16 protein-coding genes and 1 tRNA gene are annotated in these 20,959 nt (G+C 69.9%); 8 read left to right on the top strand and 9 right to left on the bottom strand.

All coding sequences use genetic code 11. From position 1 onward, the window contains the following. Positions 1-15 precede the first annotated feature (15 nt). Both EF387_RS17990 and EF387_RS17985 read right to left on the bottom strand, forming a co-directional pair. Positions 16-606: a TetR/AcrR family transcriptional regulator gene (locus EF387_RS17990; RefSeq protein ID WP_128377561.1), complete on the bottom strand. Its 591-nt coding sequence runs from the start codon at positions 604-606 to the stop codon at positions 16-18. After that, a complete protein-coding gene (locus EF387_RS17985) occupies positions 603-2,114 on the bottom strand; it encodes a 3-hydroxyacyl-CoA dehydrogenase (protein WP_128377560.1) in 1,512 nt (503 codons plus the stop codon). Before EF387_RS17985 ends, EF387_RS17990 begins: the two co-directional genes overlap by 4 nt. 149 nt (positions 2,115-2,263) lie before the next feature. Between EF387_RS17985 and paaN the strand changes: the two genes are divergently transcribed. Next, a complete protein-coding gene (paaN, locus tag EF387_RS17980) occupies positions 2,264-3,970 on the top strand; it encodes a phenylacetic acid degradation protein PaaN (RefSeq protein ID WP_128377559.1) in 1,707 nt (568 codons plus the stop codon). A 40-nt stretch (positions 3,971-4,010) separates the two neighbouring features. Here the strand turns inward: paaN and EF387_RS17975 are convergent, their stop codons facing one another. The 3 genes from EF387_RS17975 to EF387_RS17965 are packed head-to-tail and all read right to left on the bottom strand — an operon-like array spanning position 4,011 to position 6,996. Then, positions 4,011-4,832, bottom strand: a complete 822-nt coding sequence (locus EF387_RS17975; protein ID WP_128377558.1) for a TrmH family RNA methyltransferase — start codon at positions 4,830-4,832, stop codon at positions 4,011-4,013. Then, complete coding sequence (locus EF387_RS17970; protein ID WP_128377557.1) at positions 4,829-6,112, bottom strand: HTTM domain-containing protein; 1,284 nt, start codon at positions 6,110-6,112, stop codon at positions 4,829-4,831. Before EF387_RS17970 ends, EF387_RS17975 begins: the two co-directional genes overlap by 4 nt. Continuing rightward, positions 6,109-6,996 (bottom strand): DUF5819 family protein, encoded by an 888-nt coding sequence (locus EF387_RS17965; protein WP_128377556.1) that lies wholly within the window; start codon positions 6,994-6,996, stop codon positions 6,109-6,111. Before EF387_RS17965 ends, EF387_RS17970 begins: the two co-directional genes overlap by 4 nt. Before the next feature lie 305 nt (positions 6,997-7,301). On the opposite strand from EF387_RS17965, the gene EF387_RS17960 reads away from it, so the two are divergent. Continuing rightward, a complete protein-coding gene (locus EF387_RS17960; RefSeq protein WP_128377555.1) occupies positions 7,302-8,447 on the top strand; it encodes an acyl-CoA dehydrogenase family protein in 1,146 nt (381 codons plus the stop codon). Positions 8,448-8,471: 24 nt separating this feature from the next. On the opposite strand, the gene EF387_RS17955 is transcribed toward EF387_RS17960, so the two are convergent. The 4 genes from EF387_RS17955 to EF387_RS17940 form a co-directional block, all read right to left on the bottom strand. Beyond that, a complete protein-coding gene (locus EF387_RS17955) occupies positions 8,472-8,801 on the bottom strand; it encodes a rhodanese-like domain-containing protein (protein ID WP_128377663.1) in 330 nt (109 codons plus the stop codon). 41 nt (positions 8,802-8,842) lie between these two features. Then, the gene (locus EF387_RS17950; RefSeq protein WP_420802592.1) at positions 8,843-9,862 is read right to left on the bottom strand and encodes a hypothetical protein; all 1,020 of its coding nucleotides are present in this window, start codon (positions 9,860-9,862) and stop codon (positions 8,843-8,845) included. A gap of 321 nt (positions 9,863-10,183) precedes the next feature. Continuing rightward, positions 10,184-11,596 carry a DUF2252 domain-containing protein gene (locus tag EF387_RS17945; RefSeq protein WP_162467161.1) on the bottom strand — a complete coding sequence of 471 codons (1,413 nt, stop codon included), beginning with the start codon at positions 11,594-11,596 and terminating at the stop codon, positions 10,184-10,186. Positions 11,597-12,132: 536 nt separating this feature from the next. Next, positions 12,133-12,219 (bottom strand) — tRNA-Leu (locus tag EF387_RS17940). A 508-nt stretch (positions 12,220-12,727) separates the two neighbouring features. Here EF387_RS17940 and EF387_RS17935 point away from each other — a divergent pair. The 6 genes from EF387_RS17935 (at position 12,728) to pknB (ending at position 20,863) form a co-directional block, all read left to right on the top strand. Next, positions 12,728-13,573 (top strand): FhaA domain-containing protein, encoded by an 846-nt coding sequence (locus tag EF387_RS17935; RefSeq protein WP_128377554.1) that lies wholly within the window; start codon positions 12,728-12,730, stop codon positions 13,571-13,573. A gap of 10 nt (positions 13,574-13,583) precedes the next feature. Then, positions 13,584-14,102 (top strand): FHA domain-containing protein FhaB/FipA, encoded by a 519-nt coding sequence (locus EF387_RS17930; protein WP_128377553.1) that lies wholly within the window; start codon positions 13,584-13,586, stop codon positions 14,100-14,102. Between the two features lie 120 nt (positions 14,103-14,222). Next, a complete protein-coding gene (locus EF387_RS17925) occupies positions 14,223-15,764 on the top strand; it encodes a Stp1/IreP family PP2C-type Ser/Thr phosphatase (RefSeq protein ID WP_238431570.1) in 1,542 nt (513 codons plus the stop codon). Positions 15,765-15,791: 27 nt separating this feature from the next. After that, a complete protein-coding gene (locus EF387_RS17920; RefSeq protein ID WP_128377551.1) occupies positions 15,792-17,231 on the top strand; it encodes an FtsW/RodA/SpoVE family cell cycle protein in 1,440 nt (479 codons plus the stop codon). After that, complete coding sequence (locus EF387_RS17915) at positions 17,228-18,700, top strand: peptidoglycan D,D-transpeptidase FtsI family protein (protein ID WP_128377550.1); 1,473 nt, start codon at positions 17,228-17,230, stop codon at positions 18,698-18,700. Before EF387_RS17920 ends, EF387_RS17915 begins: the two co-directional genes overlap by 4 nt. A gap of 168 nt (positions 18,701-18,868) precedes the next feature. Continuing rightward, entirely contained in the window at positions 18,869-20,863 is a 1,995-nt protein-coding gene (pknB, locus tag EF387_RS17905; RefSeq protein ID WP_128377549.1) for a Stk1 family PASTA domain-containing Ser/Thr kinase, read from the top strand. The last annotated feature ends 96 nt before the right edge of the window (positions 20,864-20,959 follow it).

Below are 20,959 nucleotides of genomic sequence, written 5' to 3'. Positions count from 1 at the left end.
GGCCCGGGGCCCGCCTCAGTGCTCCTCGCGCAGCCCCGCGAAAACCAACCGCACCACGGCGTCGGCCACTTCCCGCGCGCCCATGCCCCGCCCGTCGGGCCGGTACCACTCGACGATCGAGTTGATCATCCCGAAGACCAGCCGGGTCGCGAGCCGGACCTCGACGTCGCCGCGCACGTCGCCGTCCGCCGCGGCGGCCTTGAGCAGTTCCGCCACCCGGTGGTCGAACTCGCGGCGGCGCTCCAGGGCCCACCGCTCCGTATGGGTGTTGCCGCGCACCCTCAGCAGCAGCGTCACATACGGCAGTTCGCCGGTGAGCACCTCGACCATGCGCCGCACCACGTACTCGAGGCGCTCCACGGCCCGTCCCTCGCGCGCGTGCTCCTCGTCGAGGATCCCGAAGAGGCCGTCGATCGCCCGGCTGACGGCCCGGCGCAGCAACTCCTCCTTGCCGGCGACGTGGTGGTATATCGACGACTTGGAGATACCGGCCGCCTTGGACAGGTGCTCCATCGAAGTGCCGTCGTAGCCACGTTCGTTGAAGACCTGCACGGCGACGGAAAGCAGCGTCTCCGGGGTGTAGGTGTCGCGCTTGGCCGTGGTCATGAAGTGCCCTCCCACTGGTCGGAGGAATAGTGGCGGAACAGCGCCAGGGAGGGCGCGTAACGGCCGGAGGGCTCGCGTTCGTGCATTTCCTCGAGGAAGTCGTGCGCCCAGCCCTGACCGAGTCTGCGGCACCACTCCATCGGCCCGAGAGGGTGGTTGGCGCCGAGTGTCATCGCGGTGTCGACGTCCTCCGGGGTGGCCACACCCTTGGCGACCGCCTCGACCGCCAGATCGATGATCCGGGCCACCGTCCGGGCGACGATCATTCCGGGCATGTCCCCGATGACGCTGACGTCCTTGCCGAGCGCCTGGAACAGCCCGCACGCCTCGGCGAGGGTCTTGGGCGAGGTGTCCTGCGAGGCGGACAGCGCGACCCGGGTGGCCCTGCGGTAGTCGAACGCGAGGTCGAAGTAGACGACGTCGCGGAACTCCACGGAGGTCTGTCCGTCGGCGAGGACCAACTGGCCACCGCCGGGCAGGATGAGACGGGTGCCGTGGTCCTCCTCGTCGTCGCGGACCGTGATGCCCGCCTCGCGGATCATCGCGAGCAGCGCGGCGGCCGGTCCGAGACCCCCCTCGGCGACGACGTAGGCGGGCGGCTCGCACCGGTCCGCGGTGTGGGGCTCCGGGCGCTCGGCGTCGGCCGAGTAGTCGTACCAGCCGTGCCCGGTCTTGCGGCCGAGCCGGCCCGACTCGACGAGCCGCCGCTGGGCCAGCGACGGCGTGAAGCGCACATCCTGGAAGAAGGACCGCCATACCGAGTGCGTCACCGACTCGTTGACGTCCTGCCCGATCAGGTCGGTCAATTCGAAGGCGCCCATGCGGAACCCGCCGGACTCGCGCAGCACGGCGTCGATCGTGGCGGGGTCGGCGGCCTGGGCCTCGTACACCGCGAAGGCCTCGGCGTAGAAGGGCCGTGCGATGCGGTTGACGATGAAGCCGGGGGTGTCGGCGCAGGCGACCGGTGTCTTGCCCCAGGCGCGCGCCGTCTCGTACGCGCGCGTGGCCGACGTGAAGTCGGTGGCGAACCCGGAGACGACCTCCACCAGGGGCATCAGCGGAGCCGGGTTGAAGAAGTGCAGCCCGACGCAGCGGCCGGGGTTGCGCAGCGCGCCGGCGATGCCCGTGACGGACAGGGACGAGGTGTTCGTGGCGAGCAGACAGTCCTCGCCGACGATCTCCTCCAGCTCCCTCAGCAGCGCCTGCTTCACGTCGAGCTGCTCGAGCACCGCCTCGACGACCACCCCGCAGTCGGCGAGCTCGGCGAGGGAGGTGACGGGACGCAGCCGGTCGCGGGCCTCGTCCCGGGCGGACCCGGTCAGCCGGCCCTTCTCGACGAGCCGGTCCAGGCGGCCCCCGATCGCGTCGGCCGCCGCATCGGCCCGGCCCGCCACGGAGTCGTACAGCAGCACGGGATTGCCCGCGACCAGAGCCACCTGGGCAATGCCCTGGCCCATGGTGCCGCTGCCCACGACGGCCACGGGGCTGGTGAGGTCGAGTGCTGTCATGCCCGTGATCCTCCCGCACGGGGTTTTCCACAGATGCGGCGGACCCCCTTGTACCGACCGATCGTTCGGTTACTCTAACCCTGTCCGTCCATTACTGCCCAGCTCATGAGCGCGATGAAGCGCTCCCCGGAACGAGGAGTTGGTCCCTCATGGCCGCCGAGCTCACCGCACACCAGCTGGTCGCGCAGCACCGGCCCACCCTCGACAACGCGCTGGAAGCGATCCGCACGCGCGCGTACTGGTCCCCGCATCCCGAGCACCCGAAGGCGTACGGGGAGAACGGCAGCCTGGACATGGCCGCGGGCAAGGCCTCCTTCGACGCCGTCCTCGGCACCCGCCTCGACCTCGGCCAGCCCGGCACGGACGACTGGGTGGGCGGCGAGGTCTCGCCGTACGGCATCGAGCTGGGTGTCACGTATCCGCACGCGGACATCGACGTACTGCTGCCCGCCATGCGCGCGGGGCAGCGCGCCTGGCGCGACGCGGGCCCGGAGACCCGTGCGGTGGTGTGCCTCGAGATCCTGAAGCGCATCAGCGACCGGACGCACGAGTTCGCGCACGCGGTCATGCACACCAGCGGCCAGGCCTTCATGATGGCGTTCCAGGCCGGCGGCCCGCACGCACAGGACCGCGCCCTGGAGGCGGTCGCGTACGCGTACGCGGAGCAGGTGCGCACCCCCGACACCGCGGAGTGGACCAAGCCGCAGGGCAAACGCGACCCGCTCGCGCTCACCAAGCAGTTCAAGGCCGTCCCGCGCGGCATCGCGCTGGTGATCGGCTGCAACACCTTCCCGACGTGGAACGGCTACCCGGGCCTCTTCGCCTCCCTCGCCACCGGCAACCCGGTACTGGTCAAGCCCCACCCGCGCGCGGTGCTGCCGCTCGCGCTCACGGTCCAGGTCGCGCGCGAGGTGCTCGCCGAGGCGGGCTTCGACGCGAACCTGGTGGCGCTGGCCGCCGAGCGGCCCGGCGAGGGCATCGCCAAGACCCTGGCCCTGCGCCCGGAGATCAGGATCATCGACTACACGGGCTCGACGGCGTTCGGCGACTGGCTGGAGACCAACGCCCGCCAGGCGCAGGTCCACACGGAGAAGGCCGGCGTCAACACGGTGATCGTGGAGTCGACCGACGACTACAAGGGCATGCTGTCCAACCTCGCCTTCTCCCTGTCGCTGTACAGCGGCCAGATGTGCACCACCCCGCAGAACCTGCTGATCCCGCGGGACGGCATCACCACCGACCAGGGCGCCAAGACCTACGACGAGGTGGTCGCCGACCTGGCGAAGGCGGTCGGCGGTCTGCTGGGCGACGACGCCCGGGCGAACGCCCTGCTCGGCGCGATCGTGAATCCGGACGTCAAGGCACGACTGGAGGCCGCGCCCGGCCTCGGCGAGGTCGCCCTCGCCTCCCGAGAGGTGGCCAACCCGGAGTTCCCCGGCGCCGTGGTCCGCACCCCTGTGATCGTCAAGGCGGACGGCGCCCGCAAGTACTGGGAGCGGCCGGACGACGAGGCCGCGTACCTCAGCGAGTGCTTCGGACCAGTCTCCTTCGCCGTCGCGGTCGACTCCACCGCCGATGCCGTGGAGTTGCTGCGGCGCACGATCCGCGAGAAGGGCGCGATGACGGTCGGGGCGTACACGACCTCCCAGGAGGTCGAGGAGGCCGTAGAGGAGGCCTGTCTGGAGGAGTGCGCCCAGCTGTCGCTCAACCTCACCGGCGGGGTGTACGTCAACCAGACCGCCGCGTTCTCGGACTTCCACGGCTCCGGCGGCAACCCGGCGGCCAACGCGGCCCTGTGCGACGGTGCGTTCGTGGCCAACCGGTTCCGGATGGTGGAGGTGCGCAGGGAGGCATAGCCGACCGGGGGCGCCGGGCGGGCGCCTGCCGCACGGCCGCTCAGGCCGGCGCGTCCCCGGTGGCACTCGGAGCGCCTCCCGAGGCACTCGATGCGCCACGCGTGGCGCTCGATGCGCCGACGGTGGCGCTCCAGTGGAACAGCGTCATGGCCACGCTGGTCGCGAGGTTGTAGCTGGAGACCTGGGGACGCATCGGCAGGGACACCAGGTGGTCCGTGCGCTCGCGCAGCTCGGCGGAGAGCCCGCTGCGCTCCGAGCCGAAGGCGAGCACGGCGTCGTCCGGGAGCTTCAGCCCCCTGATGTCCTCGCCCTCGGGGTCGAGGGCGAACAGCGGGCCCGGCGGGAGTTCGGCGACCGTCAGCCGCTCCACGGCGGTCGCGAAGTGCAGACCCGCGCCGCCGCGGACCACAGTGGGGTGCCAGGGATCGAGCGTCCCCGTGGTGACCACCCCGCTCGCCCCGAAGCCCGCCGCCAGCCTGATGACCGCTCCGGCGTTGCCCAGGTTGCGGGGGTTGTCGAGGACCACGACCGGCGCGCGACGGGGCAGATGCGCCAGTTGCCGCAGATGCGCGTCGCGGGAGGGCCGCAGGGCCAGGGCGGCCACCGCGGTGGGGTGCGGGCGCGGCACGAGGCTGCGGTAGGTGGCTTCCGTGACCTCGGCCAGCAGCCCGTCAAGGGTGTCGTGGACGTCCGGGGCGAGTTCCTCGGCCAGCGCGAGCGCCGCCCGCCGGTCGGTGGTGACCGCCACCCGGACCTGGGCCTGGAAACGCAGGGCGTGCTTGAGGGCGTGGAAACCGTCGAGGAGCACGGAGGTCTCGGCGAGCCGGTGCCAGACGCTCAGGGGGTCGGTGAGGGCGGTCATGCCGTGAAGCCTACGTGCGACTGCTCGGCCTCCTCGGGAGTGTGTTCCTCGGCCCTGCGGGGTCCGGGCACCCTGCGCGGGACCCGCGACAGCAGTGCGCCCCGGGCGCGGGCCGCCCATCCGCCCAGCCGCTTGAGGAAGGAGGTCGGCAGGAACACGGCGTCGGCGGCGATCATCGCCAGCGAGAAGAACGGCAGCCCCAGGACCACGGCGATCGCCGCGTGCTCGGTCATCATGACCGCCAGAAGCACGTTCTTGACCCGCCGGTTGAAGAGCGTGAACGGGAAGGCGACCTGCACGAGGACCGTCCCGTAGGTCACCAGCAGCACCAGGACGCCGCTCGAGGACAGCAGGTCGGACAGTGCGGGCCAGGGCGAGAAGGAGTCCAGGTGGAGCGGGTAGTAGACGGCTGTGCCGTCCTGCCAGCGAGTGCCCTGGATCTTGTACCAGCCGGCGGTCGCGTAGATCAGACACGCCTCAGCCATGATCACCAGCAGTGCCGCGTTGTGCACCACGTTGGCGATCACGTCCAGCATGATCCGCGGCTGGCCGTACGGAGCGCGGCGGCCGAGCGCCCACCACACGGCGTGCACCGCGAGCAGTCCCCAGAAGAGCGTCAGCCAGCCCCCCAGCACACCGCCGTCCAGCCGCCCCACCAGGGTCACCGCCGCCAGCACCAGCGCCAGTACCCACCACAGCACTACTCCGGCACGGTCCTCGCGCCTACCCGGGCTCCCCGGAACGGCGGGGCTGCTGGTGCTGGTTGGTTCGATCGGGCTCGTTGGGCCGGTGATGGTGACACGGGAACGTGCGGCGCGGCGCGCGTCCAGTGACCAGACCTGCCCGCACCGCGTGAAGACCAGGTAGATCGCCATGAGGTGGATGACGTTGTCACCGCCGTCCCCCACGAAGACACTGCGGTTCTGCAGCGACAGCACGCAGACCATGAAGAGCACCGACATGGTGCGGGTGCGCCAGCCCAGCACCAGCAGAGCGCTGACGACGACCGACAGCACATAGCCGATTTCGAACCAGATGCGCCCGTCGAACCACAGCAGGGCGGTGAAGGCGTGGTTGGCGGCGATGAGCTGCTGGGCCATGTCCCAGCTCCAGGGCCCGTCGGGCCCGTACAGATCCTGGCGGTGCGGGTATTCGCGCAGCAGGAACAGCAGCCAGGTGACGGCGAAGCCGATACGGATCACAGCGGTCTGGTACGGGCCCAGCGCCGTGTCGGTGACGCGGGCCAGGGCGCGCGCGAGCGACCGGTCGGAGCGGATCATTCGGCATCCGCCTTCCCGGCCGTGCCGACCGGTCCGTCGCCGTCCGACACCGGCCACCAGGGCAGCTCCCGGTAGGAGGGGGTGAGCGACACCTTCTCGTCGCTCCACTCGGGCGGCGGCACGTTGGTCGTACGGGAACGGAGCTGCACGCGCTCGACGACCACGCCTTTCCCGATGCCCGGCACAGTCTCGGTCTCCAGGCGCAGCAGCGCGATCCGGAGCATGTAGCGCTCCGACAGTGCGCCGCGCAGACCGTTCGGCCGGTTCTCGGCGTCGTGCGTCGCGGTGTAGAAGTCCCAGGCCCGGCGCAGTTGGTTCTGCCGGGTGTGGCTCGGCAGCAGACTGCCCTCTATGGCCGCGCCATCGCTCGCGGACAGGTCGTACCAGCCGGTCGTATCCGCCCCGCCGTCCGGCGTGCGCACGTCGGCGCGGACCTGCACCGCGATGTTCTGCTGCAGCGGGTTGGGGGCGAACAGCTTCCAGTTCTGCTCGAACTCCGGGTAGACCCACTCGCCGATCGCCGTGCCGTACTCCTTGCTGACGGTGTTGTCGGGTGCGACGTGCAGGAACACCATGCCCAGGTGCACACCCGCCGCGGAGGCGACGACGGCGAGGGCGAGGAGCACGGCGATCCGGTAGCGGAGGGACAGCGCACCGATACCCGTGCCGCGGGCGGGCACCGCCCCGGACCCGTCGCCGGGGATCCCGTCACGCTCGTCCGGACCGGAGCCGACGATCCCGGACCGGATCACGACCCCGGTCTCGGCGCTCCGGATCACGACCCCGGTCTCGGCGCTGCGGGGCGCACCGTCTTCGAGCCCCCCGGCGCACTCGGGGGCGCCCGGTACGGGCCGGGCGCTCGAGCCCTCGTCGTACGCGTCCATACCGCCCCGTCCGCCGTTCGTCCGCTGTCTCGTCGACGGGCCGCAGGGCCGCAGGGCGACGAGGCACCCGTGCGCGCCGCCGCGCCGTTCGCACCCGGAACGGTACTCAGGCCCGCCGCCCCGGCACAGCCGGACCGGCACACCGGCCGTGAGTCGTCCACAGCGGTTGACACCCTACGGCCCTCGCCCCGGAAGACGGACGACCGAGCGAACAGGACGGTGGTCGTGGCGTTCCCTTCTTGTAGAACCTGTTCTATCTTTGCGCCCCGTCGGATCAGCCGGTGGGCGCGTGGGAGGGCGGAACCGTGGACTTCACCTTCACCGAGGAGCAGCAGGCGGCGGTCGAGGCGGCACAGGCGGTGTTCCGAGGGGTCGCAGCCGACGGGGTGCCGAGCCCCGCGCTGACCCCCGGTGCCGTCGCTGACGACTTCGACCGGGCCCTGTGGGCCAGGCTGGCCGACGCTGACCTGCTGAGCCTGCTCCTGGACACCGAGTACGGCGGGGCCGGTCTCGACGCCATCGCGCTCTGCCTGGTGCTGCGCGAGTCGGCGAAGGTGCTGGCCCGGGTGCCGTTGCTGGAGCACAGCGCGGCGGCCCTGGCCGTACAGGCCTGTGGCAGCACCGAGCTGAAGGACGAACTGCTCGGCCCGGCCGGACGTGGCGAGCGGGTACTGACCGTCGCGTCGAACGGCCGCACCGGGCACGACCCCGCCGAACTCGCCGTGACGGCACACGAGACCGGGGACGGCTGGGTACTGGACGGCGTGCAGACAGCGGTGCCCTGGGCGCTGAACGCCGACCATGTCGTCGTGCCCGCCCACACCGTGCCGGCCCACACCGGAACCAGGGCGGTGCTCGCTGTCGTCGGCCCGGCGCAGGAGGGCGTCACGCTCGCCGAACAGATCTCCACCACCGGGGAACGGCTCGGCGAACTGCGGCTGGACTCGGTACGCGTCGCCCCCCGGTATGTGATCACCGCGGACGGAGCGTGGGAGCGGTTGCGGCTGCTGCTCGCCACTGGCACCTGTGCGCTGGCGCTCGGCGTGGGCATGGGCGTACTCGCGATGACCAGCGCGTACACCGGGAAGCGCGAACAGTTCGGGCACCCGATCGCCACGTTCCAGGCCGTCGCCGTACAGGCCGCCGACCGGTACATCGACCTGCGTGCCATGGAAGCGACCCTGTGGCAGGCGGCCTGGCGCGTCAGCACCGACGCCCAGGGCGCGCTGCCCGCCGCCGGTGACGTGTCGGTCGCCAAGATCTGGGCGTCCGAAGGGGTGCGCCGGTTGGTGCAGACGGCGCAGCACCTGCACGGCGGTTTCGGCGCGGACACCGACTACCCGCTGCACCGCTACCACGCCTGGGCCAAGCAGCTGGAGCTCTCACTGGGCCCCGCGGCGGCGCACGAGGAGGCGCTGGGCGAACTCCTGGCGGCGCACCCCCTGGGATGAACAAGCCCCGCGGCGGGTACCGCGCTACAACACGTGGCCGGGCTCACCCTTGGCGTCCACCACCGGGCGGCCCGCCGCGGCCCAGACCTGCATGCCGCCATCGACGTTCACCGCGTCGATACCCTGCTGCACCAGATACATCGTGACCTGCGCGGAACGCCCGCCGGAGCGGCAGATCACATGCACCCGGCCGTCCTGCGGCGCGGCCTCGGTCAACTCGCCGTAACGGGCCACGAACTCGCTCATGGGGATGTGCAGCGCCCCCTCGGCGTGACCCGCCTGCCACTCGTCGTCCTCACGGACGTCCAGCAGGAAGTCACCGTCCGACAGGGCAGCGATCTCGACCGTGGGCACACCAGAACCGATAGACATGCCCCCGACGCTACCGGAACCGGCTACGCGCCACCGATGAGCTCCGCCAGCTCCGCCTCCCGCTCGCCGACCTGGGCGAGCAGCTGTTCCGCGATCTCGTCGAGGAGCCGGTCCGGGTCGTCCGGGGCCAGCCTGAGCATTCCGCCGATCGCGCCCTCCTCCAGTTCCCGCGCGACCAGGGTCAGCATTTCCTTGCGCTGGGCCAGCCACTCGAGCCGGGCGTAGAGCTCCTCACTGCGGCTGGGGCGCCGTTCCTCGGGGACCGGGCCGGCCGCCCACTCCTCGGACAGCTCCCGCAACAGCGCCTCGTCGCCCCGGGAGTACGCGGAGTTGACGCGCGCGATGAACTCGTCGCGCCGCTTGCGCTCGTCGTCGTCCCGCGCCAGGTCGGGGTGGGCCTTGCGGACCAGCTCGCGGTAGAGCTTGCGGGCCTCATCGCTGGGGCGGACGCGCTCGGGCGGGCGTACCGGCTGCTCGGTGAGCATCGCGGCGGCCTCCGCGGAGAGGCCGTCGGAGTCGATCCAGCCGTGGAACAGTTCCTCGACGCCGGGCATCGGCATCACCCGGGCCCGCGCCTCCTGCGCCTTCCGCAGGTCCTCTGGATCGCCGCTGCGTGCAGCGCGCGCCTCGGCGATCTGCGCGTCCAGCTCGTCGAGACGGGCGTACATGGGTCCCAGCTTCTGATGGTGCAGCCGGGAGAAGTTCTCTACCTCGATCCGGAAGGTCTCGACGGCGATCTCATACTCGATCAACGCCTGCTCGGCCGCCCGGACGGCCCGCTCCAACCGCTCCTCGGGCCGCGCCTCACCGGCAACCGCCCGGCCGTCCCCGGCTTCAGCAGCATCCGCCCGGCTGTCCCCGGAGGGATCTCGCGCCTCCTCGGACCGCAACCCTTCGGACCGCGATTCCTCGGATCCCGGATCGGGCGACGCCTCGGATCCCGGATCGTCGGACGGCGTCTGGTCGGGCCGCGTCTCGTCAGCCCCGTCCCGGCGGCCGGTGTCGGACGGCTGCCGCGCCTCCTCAGTGCCGGCCCCGCCCATACCGGACTGCTCCGGCAACTGCTCGGCGACGGGCTCGCCCTCGGGCTCGGACGGGGACTGTTCAGCTTCCGGGGTACTCACCCGCCCAGCCTAGCCACAAGGCCACGCCCCTCACACAAACCCACTGGTGAGAGCCTCCGCCACCGACCGGAGGGAACACCCTCCGCCGACCGCACACGACCCCCGCCACCTGCGGGAAGGACCACCGCCGACCGGAGAGAACCCCCGCCAGCCGCGGGGAAGACCACCGCCGACCCCAGCTCGGGCCTCGTCGGCACCCTCGCCCTGCTCGGTGCTCGCCGCCGTCAGACCCCCACTCCGTCAGACCCCCAACTCCGCCTCGACCCGCCCCTGACGGACCGCCTTCAGCAGTTCCGCGTGGTCCGCCTCCGTGATGTCCGCATAGGCCACCGCGAAGGAGGCGACCGCCTCGTCCAGCTCCTCGTTCTTGCCGCAGTAGCCCGAGATCAGTCGGGGGTCGGCGCTGTGGGCGTGCGCTCGGGCGAGGAGGGCGCCGGTCATGCGTGCGTAGTCGTCGATCTGGTCCGCGGCCAGGGCGGCGGGATCAACACTGCCCTTGCGGTTGCGGAACTGGCGTACCTGGAAGGGCCGGCCGTCCACCGTGGTCCAGCCGAGCAGGATGTCGCTGACGACCTGCATCACCTTCTGCCCCAGCACCACCCGGCGCCCCTCGTGCGCCACCTGCGGTATCGGGTGACCCGCTGCGGCGAGGTGGGGGAGCAGGACCGAGGCACGGGCCTCCTTCACCTGCAGGACGAGGGGTTCGCCGCGGTGATCGAGCAGCAGCACCACGTACGACCGCGTTCCCACGCTTCCCGTGCCGACGACCCGGAACGCGACGTCGTGCACCGCGTAGCGGGCGAGGAGGGGGCGGCGGTCCTCGGACAGGGTCGTCAGATACTCCTCCAGCGCCCCCGCGACGGCCGCCGCCTCGGCGTCCGGGACGCGGCGCAGCACCGGCGGCGCGTCGACGAAGCGCCGCCCTCCGCCTTCGACGGGCTCGGTCGACTTGGCGGCGAACCGCCCGCTCGTGTTCGCCCGGGCCTTCTCCGAGACGCGTTCCAGCGTGCCCAGCAGATCGTGTGCGTCCGTGTGGGAGACGAGTTCCTCGTCCGTGATCGCGTTCCACGCGTCCAGCACGGGCAGCTTCGCGAGCAGTCGCATGGTGCGCCGGTAGGAACCGGCCGCGTACTGAGCCGCCTTGCGGCAGGTGTCCTCGTCGGCCCCCGCTTCCCGGCCGGCGAGCACCAGCGAGGTGGCGAGACGCTTGAGATCCCACTCCCAGGGGCCGTGCGCGGTCTCGTCGAAGTCGTTCAGGTCGATGACGAGTCCACCGCGGGCGTCCGCGTAGAGCCCGAAGTTGGCGGCGTGGGCGTCGCCGCAGATCTGTGCGCCGATCCCGGTCATGGGGGTGCGGGTGAGGTCGTGCGCCATGAGCCCGGCGGATCCCCGCAGGAACGCGAAGGGCGAGGCGGCCATCCTGCCGACCCGGATCGGGATCAGCTCGGGGATCCGGCCGCGGCTGGACTCCTCCACGGCCGCGACCGGGTCCGGCCGGTCGTCCTCGGCCGGTAGCTGCCCGTGGGCACTGCGAGGCACGCTCGCGCGCAGCGCCCGGCCCTCTTCCTTGGGGGAATCCTTAGGGGGCCATGCCACGAGGCCCGGGACGCGGAAGACCCGCTGCGCCGCCTCCGTCGATCCGGCTTCCGTCATACCGACCCCTCCCCCGTGCACGAACATCAAGTGGGGACGACCGTACAGCCGTCGATCACGACGCGTTAAGCCCTGTGGACAACTCGCCACCTGTGGAAACAACCATCACTCATTCGGCCAGGAACAGTCGCCTCCCGGCCACCACCCGACCCGCGTGACCGGCTGCATCCGGTTCGTCCCCACTCCGGCCACCGCCGGCCCCCACCAGAACCTCCGGCACGGACGAACTCCAGCCATCCCGCCGACAGCCACACAGAGATCGCAGGCTGCCGCAGTCGGGAATGGCCTCCCTCTCAGCCGTCCGGCAGCCTGAGCCTGCCTCCAGAGCTTGGGCCTGTCCGCTGAGCCCGAGCCCGCCCCCTGAGCTTGCCCGAGTCCGAGCCCGCGCCCGAGCCCAGCCCTTGAGCCTGGCGCCTGCCCCAGAGCCTCTGGCCCGACCGTAACCCTCCGCCTGACCTGAGAAATGCCTCACACCCGCACAACGCGACAAAAGACCGGAGCCCCGCAGGTTCAAGACCTGCGGGGCTCCGGTCAGATGGTGCGCGAGGGGGGAGTTGAACCCCCACGCCCTTGCGGGCACTGGAACCTGAATCCAGCGCGTCTGCCTATTCCGCCACCCGCGCATTGGGTGTGTCCTCCGGCTCCTGCCATTGTGGTGCTGGCGCCTTCCGACATCGAGAAGATTAGCACGGTGCCGAGGGTGGGTTCACATCCGTTTCCTGTCCGCTCCGGCGCGGTACTGCCGCAGGCCCGGCCGCCGTTGTGCGCTGGGCCACGTCCAGTGCAACAGACGCGTCCTCGTTTGCGCACCAACGGGCATCAACACGTATCAACCTCGTACCGGTACCGGCCATCCGTCCACAGGCGGGGCAGGGTCCACAGCCCGGTGCGGGACACTGTTCTCGGACCCCCTCTACGATCCTCTCCGAGGGGAGTTCGAAGGGGAGCCCCCAAGGGAACTTCGGGAAGGTCGACACCCGTCGGCCGGGCCGCAAGGGGGAACCAGCCGATTTCCCTGCGCGTGGATACGATCAGTAAGCAGTACCAGGCGGGCGGCGGCGCGCCACGCATGGGCACGCCGCACGTGAGCAGTATGAGCAGTACCAGGACGTACGTAGGAGGAGGTGCCACATGGGAGTCCTGAAGAAATTCGAGCAGCGCCTCGAAGGTCTGGTCAACGGCACCTTCGCCAAGGTGTTCAAGTCCGAGGTCCAGCCCGTCGAGATCGCCGGCGCCCTGCAGCGCGAGTGCGACAACAACGCGACGATCTGGAACCGCGACCGGACCGTCGTTCCCAACGATTTCATTGTGGAACTGAGCACACCGGACTACGAGCGGCTGAGCCCGTACTCGGGCCAGCTCGGCGACGAGCTGGCCGGCATGGTCCGCGACTACGCGAAGCAGCAGCGCTACACGTTCATGGGCCCGATCAAGGTCCACCTGGAGAAGGCCGACGACCTCGACACCGGCCTGTACCGGGTACGCAGCCGCACCCTCGCCTCCTCGACCTCTCAGGACGGCGGCCCCGCGGACCGCAGCGCCTACGGCTTCCCGCCGAGCGCACGGCCCGCGGGAGGGCCGGCGGGAGCCCCGCCCATGCCCTCCGCGCCGCCCCCGGGCGCCCGTCCCGGTGCCGCGCCCGCGGGCCAGCCGGTGGGCGGACGCCCCATGGGCGGCGGCCCGCAGGCAGGCGGGCGTGCGCGGCACTGGATCGAGATCAACGGCACTCGCCATCAGATCTCCCGCCCGACGCTGGTGCTGGGTCGCAGCACCGAAGCCGACGTGCGGATCGACGACCCCGGCGTCTCGCGCCGGCACTGTGAGATCCGGACCGGAACGCCCTCGACGATCCAGGATCTCGGGTCCACCAACGGCATCGTGGTGGACGGGCAGCACACCACCCGCGCTACGCTCCGCGACGGCTCGCGGATCGTCGTGGGCAGCACCACCATCATTTACCGGCAAGCCGAAGGGTGAAGCGGGGGCAATGTCAGAGCTGACCCTCACGGTCATGCGGTTGGGTTTCCTGGCCGTACTGTGGCTGTTCGTGATCGTGGCCGTGCAGGTCATCCGCAGCGACCTGTTCGGTACGCGTGTCACCCAGCGCGGCTCCCGCAGGGAAAACCCGAGCCCGCGGCAGGCCGCGCGTCAGCAGGCCGCGCCGCCGCAGCAGCGCGGCCAGCAGTCGGGCGGTGGCCGGCAGCGCCGCGGTGCACCGACCAAGCTGGTCGTCTCCGAGGGTTCCCTCACGGGCACCACGGTCGCGCTGCAGGGCCAGACGATTACGCTCGGGCGGGCGCACGACTCCACGATCGTGCTGGACGACGACTACGCCTCCAGCCGCCATGCCAGGATCTACCCGGACCGGGACGGCCAGTGGATCGTCGAGGACCTCGGCTCCACCAATGGCACCTATCTCGACCGGAACCGGCTGACCACACCGACACCGATTCCGCTGGGCGCGCCGATCCGCATCGGCAAGACCGTCATCGAGCTGCGGAAGTAGTACGACAATGAGCGAGCGGAGCGAGCACGCAGCGGCGGTCCCCGTGACGGGCCCCGGCGCGCTCCCGACCGGAGGGTGGGCACCGTGCGGATGTACCCGGAGCCGACGGGCGAGGTGCGCATGAGTCTCTCACTGCGCTTCGCCGCCGGATCGCACAAAGGCATGATCCGCGAGGGCAACGAGGACTCGGGCTACGCCGGGCCCCGGCTGCTCGCGATCGCCGACGGCATGGGCGGTCAGGCGGCCGGCGAGGTCGCCAGCTCCGAGGTGATCTCGACCATCGTCGCGCTCGACGACGACGTGCCCGGATCCGACATCCTCACCTCGCTCGGCACCGCCGTTCAGCGCGCCAACGACCAGCTACGGATGATGGTCGAGGAGGACCCGCAGCTCGAGGGCATGGGCACCACGCTCACGGCCCTGCTGTGGACCGGCCAGCGCCTCGGCCTGGTGCACGTCGGCGACTCCCGCGCCTATCTGCTCCGTGACGGCGTCCTGACGCAGATCACCCAGGACCACACCTGGGTGCAGCGCCTCGTCGACGAGGGACGCATCACGGAGGACGAGGCCACCACCCATCCGCAGCGCTCGCTCCTGATGCGCGCCCTGGGCAGCGGTGACCACGTCGAACCGGACCTGTCCATCCGTGAGGTCCGCGCCGGTGACCGTTATCTCATCTGTTCCGACGGTCTGTCCGGCGTCGTCTCCCATCAGACGATGGAGGAGACCCTCGCCAGCTACCAGGGCCCGCAGGAGACCGTGCAGGAGCTGATCCAGCTCGCACTGCGCGGCGGCGGCCCGGACAACATCACGGTGATCGTCGCCGACGTCCTCGACATCGACGGCGGCGACACCCTGGCCGGACAGCTCTCCGACCAGCCCGTCGTCGTGGGCGCGGTCGCGGAGAACCAGCTCCAGCTGCACGACCCGTCCACCATGCAGACCCCGGCGGGCCGCGCCGCCGGCCTCGGCCGGCAACCGCAGCACGGCGGAGGTGGCGAGTTCGGCCCGCCCGGCAGCGGCGACACCACCGGCTTCGTCCCGACCGACGGCTTCGGCGGCTACACCGACGACGACTTCGTCAAACCCCGCAAGGGCCGCAAGTGGCTGAAGAGATCGTTCTACTCGGCGCTGGTCCTCGCCCTGGTCGGCGGCGGCCTGTACGGCGGCTACCGCTGGACGCAGAACCAGTACTACGTCGGCGCCAAGGGCGAGCACGTCGCCCTCTACCGCGGTATCAGCCAGGACCTGGCCTGGGTTTCGTTGTCGAAGGTGGAGAAGGACCACCCCGAGATCGAACTCAAGTACCTGCCGCCGTATCAGCAGAAGCAGGTCAAGGCAACGATCACCGAGGGTGGCCTGGGCGACGCCAAGTCGAAGATCGAGGAATTGGCGACGCAGGCGTCGGCTTGCAAGAAGGACGCCGAACGCAGGCAGGCCGAGAGCCGTAATAACTCTCAGACGGGCGAAGGCGAAGCCGGCGGCACGACGGGAACCAACCGGACCTCCCTGACGTCGAAGGCCTCACCGAGCCCGACTCCGAACCCGTCGACGTCGTCGTCACCGTCCGCCAAACCGTCCCAGACCGCACCCACACCCACACCCGGCCCCAGCCTCTCCGAGGAAGAGCAGAAGCTGGTCTCGCTGTGCGGTAAGCAGTAAGCACGCCGTGAGGGGCCCTGTCACACGATGAGCAGTACTACCAACGCACCGACGCACCACACGTCCACGATCGGCGCGATCGGCGCACCGAGCAGACGCAACACCGAGCTGGCACTGCTGGCGTTCGCGGTCGTCATTCCGGTGTTCGCGTACGCCAACGTCGGTCTGGCCATCAATGACCAAGTGCCGGCCGGCTTGCTGGGCTACGGCATCGGCCTCGGTCTGCTCGCCGGCGTCGGTCACCTCGTCGTGCGCAAGTTCGCGGCGTACGCGGACCCGCTGCTGCTGCCGCTGGCGACGCTGCTCAACGGGCTCGGCCTGGTGGCCATCTGGCGGCTGGACCAGTCGGAGCGATTGCAGCAGCTGGCCATCGACCGCTTCGACGTCTTCAGCCCCTCGGCCCCGAAGCAACTGCTGTTCTCGGCGCTCGGCCTCGCGCTGTTCGTGGCGGTCCTCATCTTCCTCAAGGACCACCGCGTCCTGCAGCGCTACACCTACATCTCGATGGCAGCCGCCCTGGTGCTGCTCCTGCTGCCCCTCGTCCCGGGCCTCGGGGACAACTCCTTCGGCGCCAAGATCTGGATCCGGATCCCCGGCGCGGGCACGATCCAGCCGGGTGAGTTCGCGAAGATCGTCATCGCGATCTTCTTCTCCGGCTATCTCATGGTGAAACGGGACGCACTCGCGCTGGCGAGCCGCCGCTTCATGGGCCTCTACCTGCCCCGCGGCCGCGACCTCGGCCCGATCATCACCATCTGGCTCGTCAGCCTGCTCATCCTCATCTTCGAGAACGACCTCGGTTCGTCGCTGCTGTTCTTCGGCATGTTCGTGATCATGCTGTACGTCGCCACCGAGCGGACCAGCTGGATCGTCATCGGTCTGCTGATGTCCTCCGCAGGTGCCGTCGGCGTGGCCTCCTTCGCAAGCCACGTCCAGGCCCGTGTCGACGCCTGGCTCGACCCGTTCGGCTGCTACGCGGATTCCGGCGCCTGCGAGCAGATCGGCCAGTCGATCATGTCCTTCGGCTCTGGTGGCGTCATGGGCACCGGCCTCGGCCAGGGCCACTCCGACCTCATCGGCTTCGCCGCCAACTCCGACTTCATCTTCTCCACCTTCGGCGAGGAACTCGGACTGGCCGGAGTCATGGCGATGTTGCTGCTCTACGGCCTGATCATCGAGCGCGGTATCCGTACCTCCCTCGCCGCCCGCGACCCCTTCGGCAAGCTCTTCGCGGTCGGCCTGTCCGGCGCCTTCGCGCTCCAGGTCTTCGTGGTGGCCGGCGGTGTCATGGGCCTCATCCCGCTGACCGGTATGACGATGCCGTTCCTCGCCGCCGGTGGCTCCTCCGTCATCGCCAACTGGGCGCTGATCGCCATCCTGCTGCGCATCAGCGACACCGCACGCCGCCCGGCCCCGGCCCCGGCAGCGAACCCCGACGCCGAAATGACCCAGGTGGTCCGCCCGTGAACAAGCCCCTGCGCCGGATCGCGATCTTCTGCGGACTGCTGGTTCTCGCCCTGCTCATCCGGGACAACTGGCTCCAGTACGTCCAGGCGAACGCCCTGCAGGAGAACACGAACAACCGCCGGATCGCCATCGAACGCTACGCCAAACCGCGCGGCGACATCATCGTCGACGGCAAGCCGATCACCGGTTCCAAGAAGACTTCCGGCAGCGACTTCGCGTACAAGCGCACTTACACGAACGGCGAGATGTGGGCCCCGGTCACCGGTTACGCCTCGCAGGCCTTCGGTGCCACACAGTTGGAGTCGATCGAGGACGGCATCCTCACGGGCAATGACGACCGGCTGTTCTTCCGCAACACCCTCGACATGCTGACGGGCAAGCAAAAGCAGGGCGGCAACGTCGTCACCACCCTGAACGCCGCCGCGCAGAAGGCGGCCTTCGAGGGGCTCGGCAACAAGAAGGGCGCCGTGGCGGCCCTCGACCCGAAGACCGGGGCGATCCTGGCGCTGGCGTCGACCCCCTCGTACGACCCCTCGACGTTCGCCGGCAACTCCGTGGACTCGGACACCAAGGCCTGGGCGAAGCTGCAGAAGAAGAACAACCCCGACGACCCGATGCTCAACCGAGCCCTGCGCCAGACCTACCCGCCCGGTTCCACCTTCAAGGTGGTCACCGCCGCGGCGGCCATGGAGCACGGGCTGTACACGGACATCGACGCGAAGACGGACTCGCCGCTGCCGTACACCCTCCCGGACACCAGAACCGAGCTGAAGAACGAGGGCAACATCCCCTGCAAGAACGCCACCCTCCGGGAGGCACTGCGGGTGTCCTGCAACACCGTCTTCGGCAAGATCGGCGCCGACCTCGGCAAGGACAAGATGCTGGAGACCGCCGAGAAGTTCGGCTTCAACTCCCAGCAGTTCGTCCCGGTCCGCTCCAACGCCTCCGTCTTCCCCAAGGAGATGGACAAGCCGCAGACCGCGCTGAGCTCCATCGGTCAGTTCGACACCAACGCGACCCCGCTGCAGATGGCGATGGTCGCCTCGGCCGTCGCCAATGACGGCAGGCTCATGGAGCCGTACATGGTCGACAAGCTCCAGGCCCCCAGCCTGGACGTGATCGAACAGCACGAGCCGAAGCAGATGAGCCAGCCCCTGACCGAAGAGAACGCGCAGAAGCTCCAGGACATGATGAAGACCGTCGTCCAGAGCGGCACCGGTCGCAATGCCCAGCTCAGCGGCGCGACCGTGGGCGGCAAGACCGGTACCGCCCAGAACGGCATCAACAACAGCGGCAACCCCTACGCCTGGTTCATCTCGTTCGCCGAGCTCGGCGACGGCAGCAGGCCGGTCGCCGTGGCCGTGGTGGTCGAGGACAGTGACGCCGCGCGCGGCGACATCTCCGGCGGTGGTCTCGCCGCCCCGATCGCAAGGGACGTGATGAAGGCAATCATCGACAGCAAGAAGTGATCTGTCTCACGTCTCCCTTCGCATCGGTGCACGTTGCGATACCGGTCCTGTATCGGGTGACGGTTACGGCCAGGTCATACAGGAAGAGCCGGGTACGGTAGCCCGGACAGCACACCGCCGGACCACAGGCATGTGGTCGGGACCGTCGGAGAGGGCTGGTAGGTAGCTATGGAAGAGCCGCGTCGCCTCGGCGGCCGGTACGAGCTGGGCCAGGTGCTCGGTCGTGGTGGCATGGCGGAGGTATACCTCGCGCATGACACCCGTCTCGGTCGCACCGTGGCGGTGAAGACACTGCGAGTCGACCTCGCACGCGACCCGTCGTTCCAGGCCCGGTTCCGCCGGGAGGCCCAGTCGGCCGCCTCGCTCAACCATCCCGCGATCGTCGCGGTCTACGACACGGGCGAGGACTACATGGACGGGGTCTCGATCCCGTACATCGTCATGGAGTACGTCGACGGCTCCACCCTCCGTGAGCTCCTGCACAGCGGTCGCAAGCTGCTGCCCGAGCGCTCCATGGAGATGACCATCGGCATCCTCCAGGCGCTGGAGTACTCGCACCGCGCCGGCATCGTCCACCGAGACATCAAACCGGCCAACGTCATGCTGACGCGCACCGGTCAGGTCAAGGTCATGGACTTCGGTATCGCCCGCGCCATGGGCGAGTCCGGCATGACGATGACGCAGACCGCGGCCGTCATCGGCACCGCGCAGTACCTGTCGCCGGAGCAGGCCAAGGGCGAGCAGGTGGACCACCGCTCCGACCTGTACTCGACGGGCTGCCTCCTCTATGAGCTGCTCACCGTGCGACCGCCGTTCATCGGGGACTCGCCGGTCGCGGTGGCCTATCAGCACGTACGGGAGGAGGCGCAGCCGCCCAGCGTCTTCGACCCCGAGATCACGCCCGAGATGGACGCCATCGTCCTGAAGGCACTGGTCAAGGACCCGAACTACCGGTACCAGTCCGCGGACGAGATGCGCGCCGACATCGAGGCCTGCCTCGACGGTCAGCCGGTCGCCGCGACCGCCGCCATGGCCTCGGTCGGCTACGGCGGCTACCCCGACGACCAGCCGACCACCGCGCTGCGCTCCGACAACGGCCAGGCAACGACGATGCTGCCGCCGATGAGCCCGGACGACGGCGGCTTCGGCTACGACGACCGCCCCGACCGGCGGCGCGGCGGTGGTGGCAGGAAGAACAACACCTCCACGGTGCTGCTGGTGCTCGCCGGCGTCCTCGTGCTGGTGGGGGCCATCCTGATCGGCAGGTGGGTGGTCAGCGGTACCGACTCGGGCAACGAGGCGTTCCCGAACCCCAATTTCGTGAGCCAGACGCAGGAAAACGCCGAGAACATGGCGAAGAACCGCGATCTGACGCTCAAGATCACCAAAGAGGAATGCGACAACCAGCCCAAGGGCAATGTCTGCTCTCAGAACCCGGCGCCGAGGGCGCAGGTGAAGAAGGGCGACATCGTCAATGTGGTGGTGTCGACGGGGGCGCCGAAGGTGGCGGTGCCAAGCGTCGAGGGCCTGTCGTTCGAGAAGGCGAAGGAACAGCTGGAAGAGAAGGGCTTCAAGGTCGACAAGAAGGAGCAGGAGTCCGACCGAGATCCCGACGTCGTCATCGACCAGGACCCCAAGGGCGATACGGAGCTGGAGAAGGGCTCCACGATCACCCTCACCGTCGCCATCGAGAAGAAGCAGGTCACCGTCCCCGACGTGATCGGCCAGTCCTGTGACGACGCCAAGGAGCAGATCGAGGACAACGGTCTGAAAGCGGGCGACTGCACCGACGTCGAGGTTCAGGACCCGAACCAGGTCGGCAAGGTCATCAAGACCACTCCGGATGTGAACACTCAGGTCAGCCCCGGTACCACTGTGAACCTTCAGGTCGGCAAGGCGCCCGAGCAGCAGCAGAAGGTCCAGGTACCCCAGCTGGCGGGCCGTACCTTCGGCGAGGTGAAGCAGCTCATCGCCAGCGCGGGCCTGCAACTCGGCAATGTCCAGGGCTCGCAGGACGACAACGCCATCGTCCTGGCCTCCAGCCCCGGCGGAGGCGAGCAGGTCGACCCCGGCACGGCCGTCAACCTGATCACCAATGGCGGCGGTGGTGGCAACAACAACGGAGGCAACGACGGAGGCAACATCGGAGGCTTCTTCGGCTAGGGGAACGCCTCCGGAATCTCCTCCCGCGAGGACTGATCCGATCTGGTACGGATCCGCTCCCCGCTCAAGCGGTACGGGGAAGGCCCCGGCCCCTCT

The sequence above is a fragment of the Streptomyces cavernae genome, from assembly GCF_004023625.1.
In the GTDB taxonomy this organism is placed as follows: Bacteria; Actinomycetota; Actinomycetes; order Streptomycetales; family Streptomycetaceae; genus Streptomyces; species Streptomyces cavernae.
Note: the sequence above shows the minus strand (reverse complement) of the source record. Positions and strands in the feature narration are given on the sequence as shown.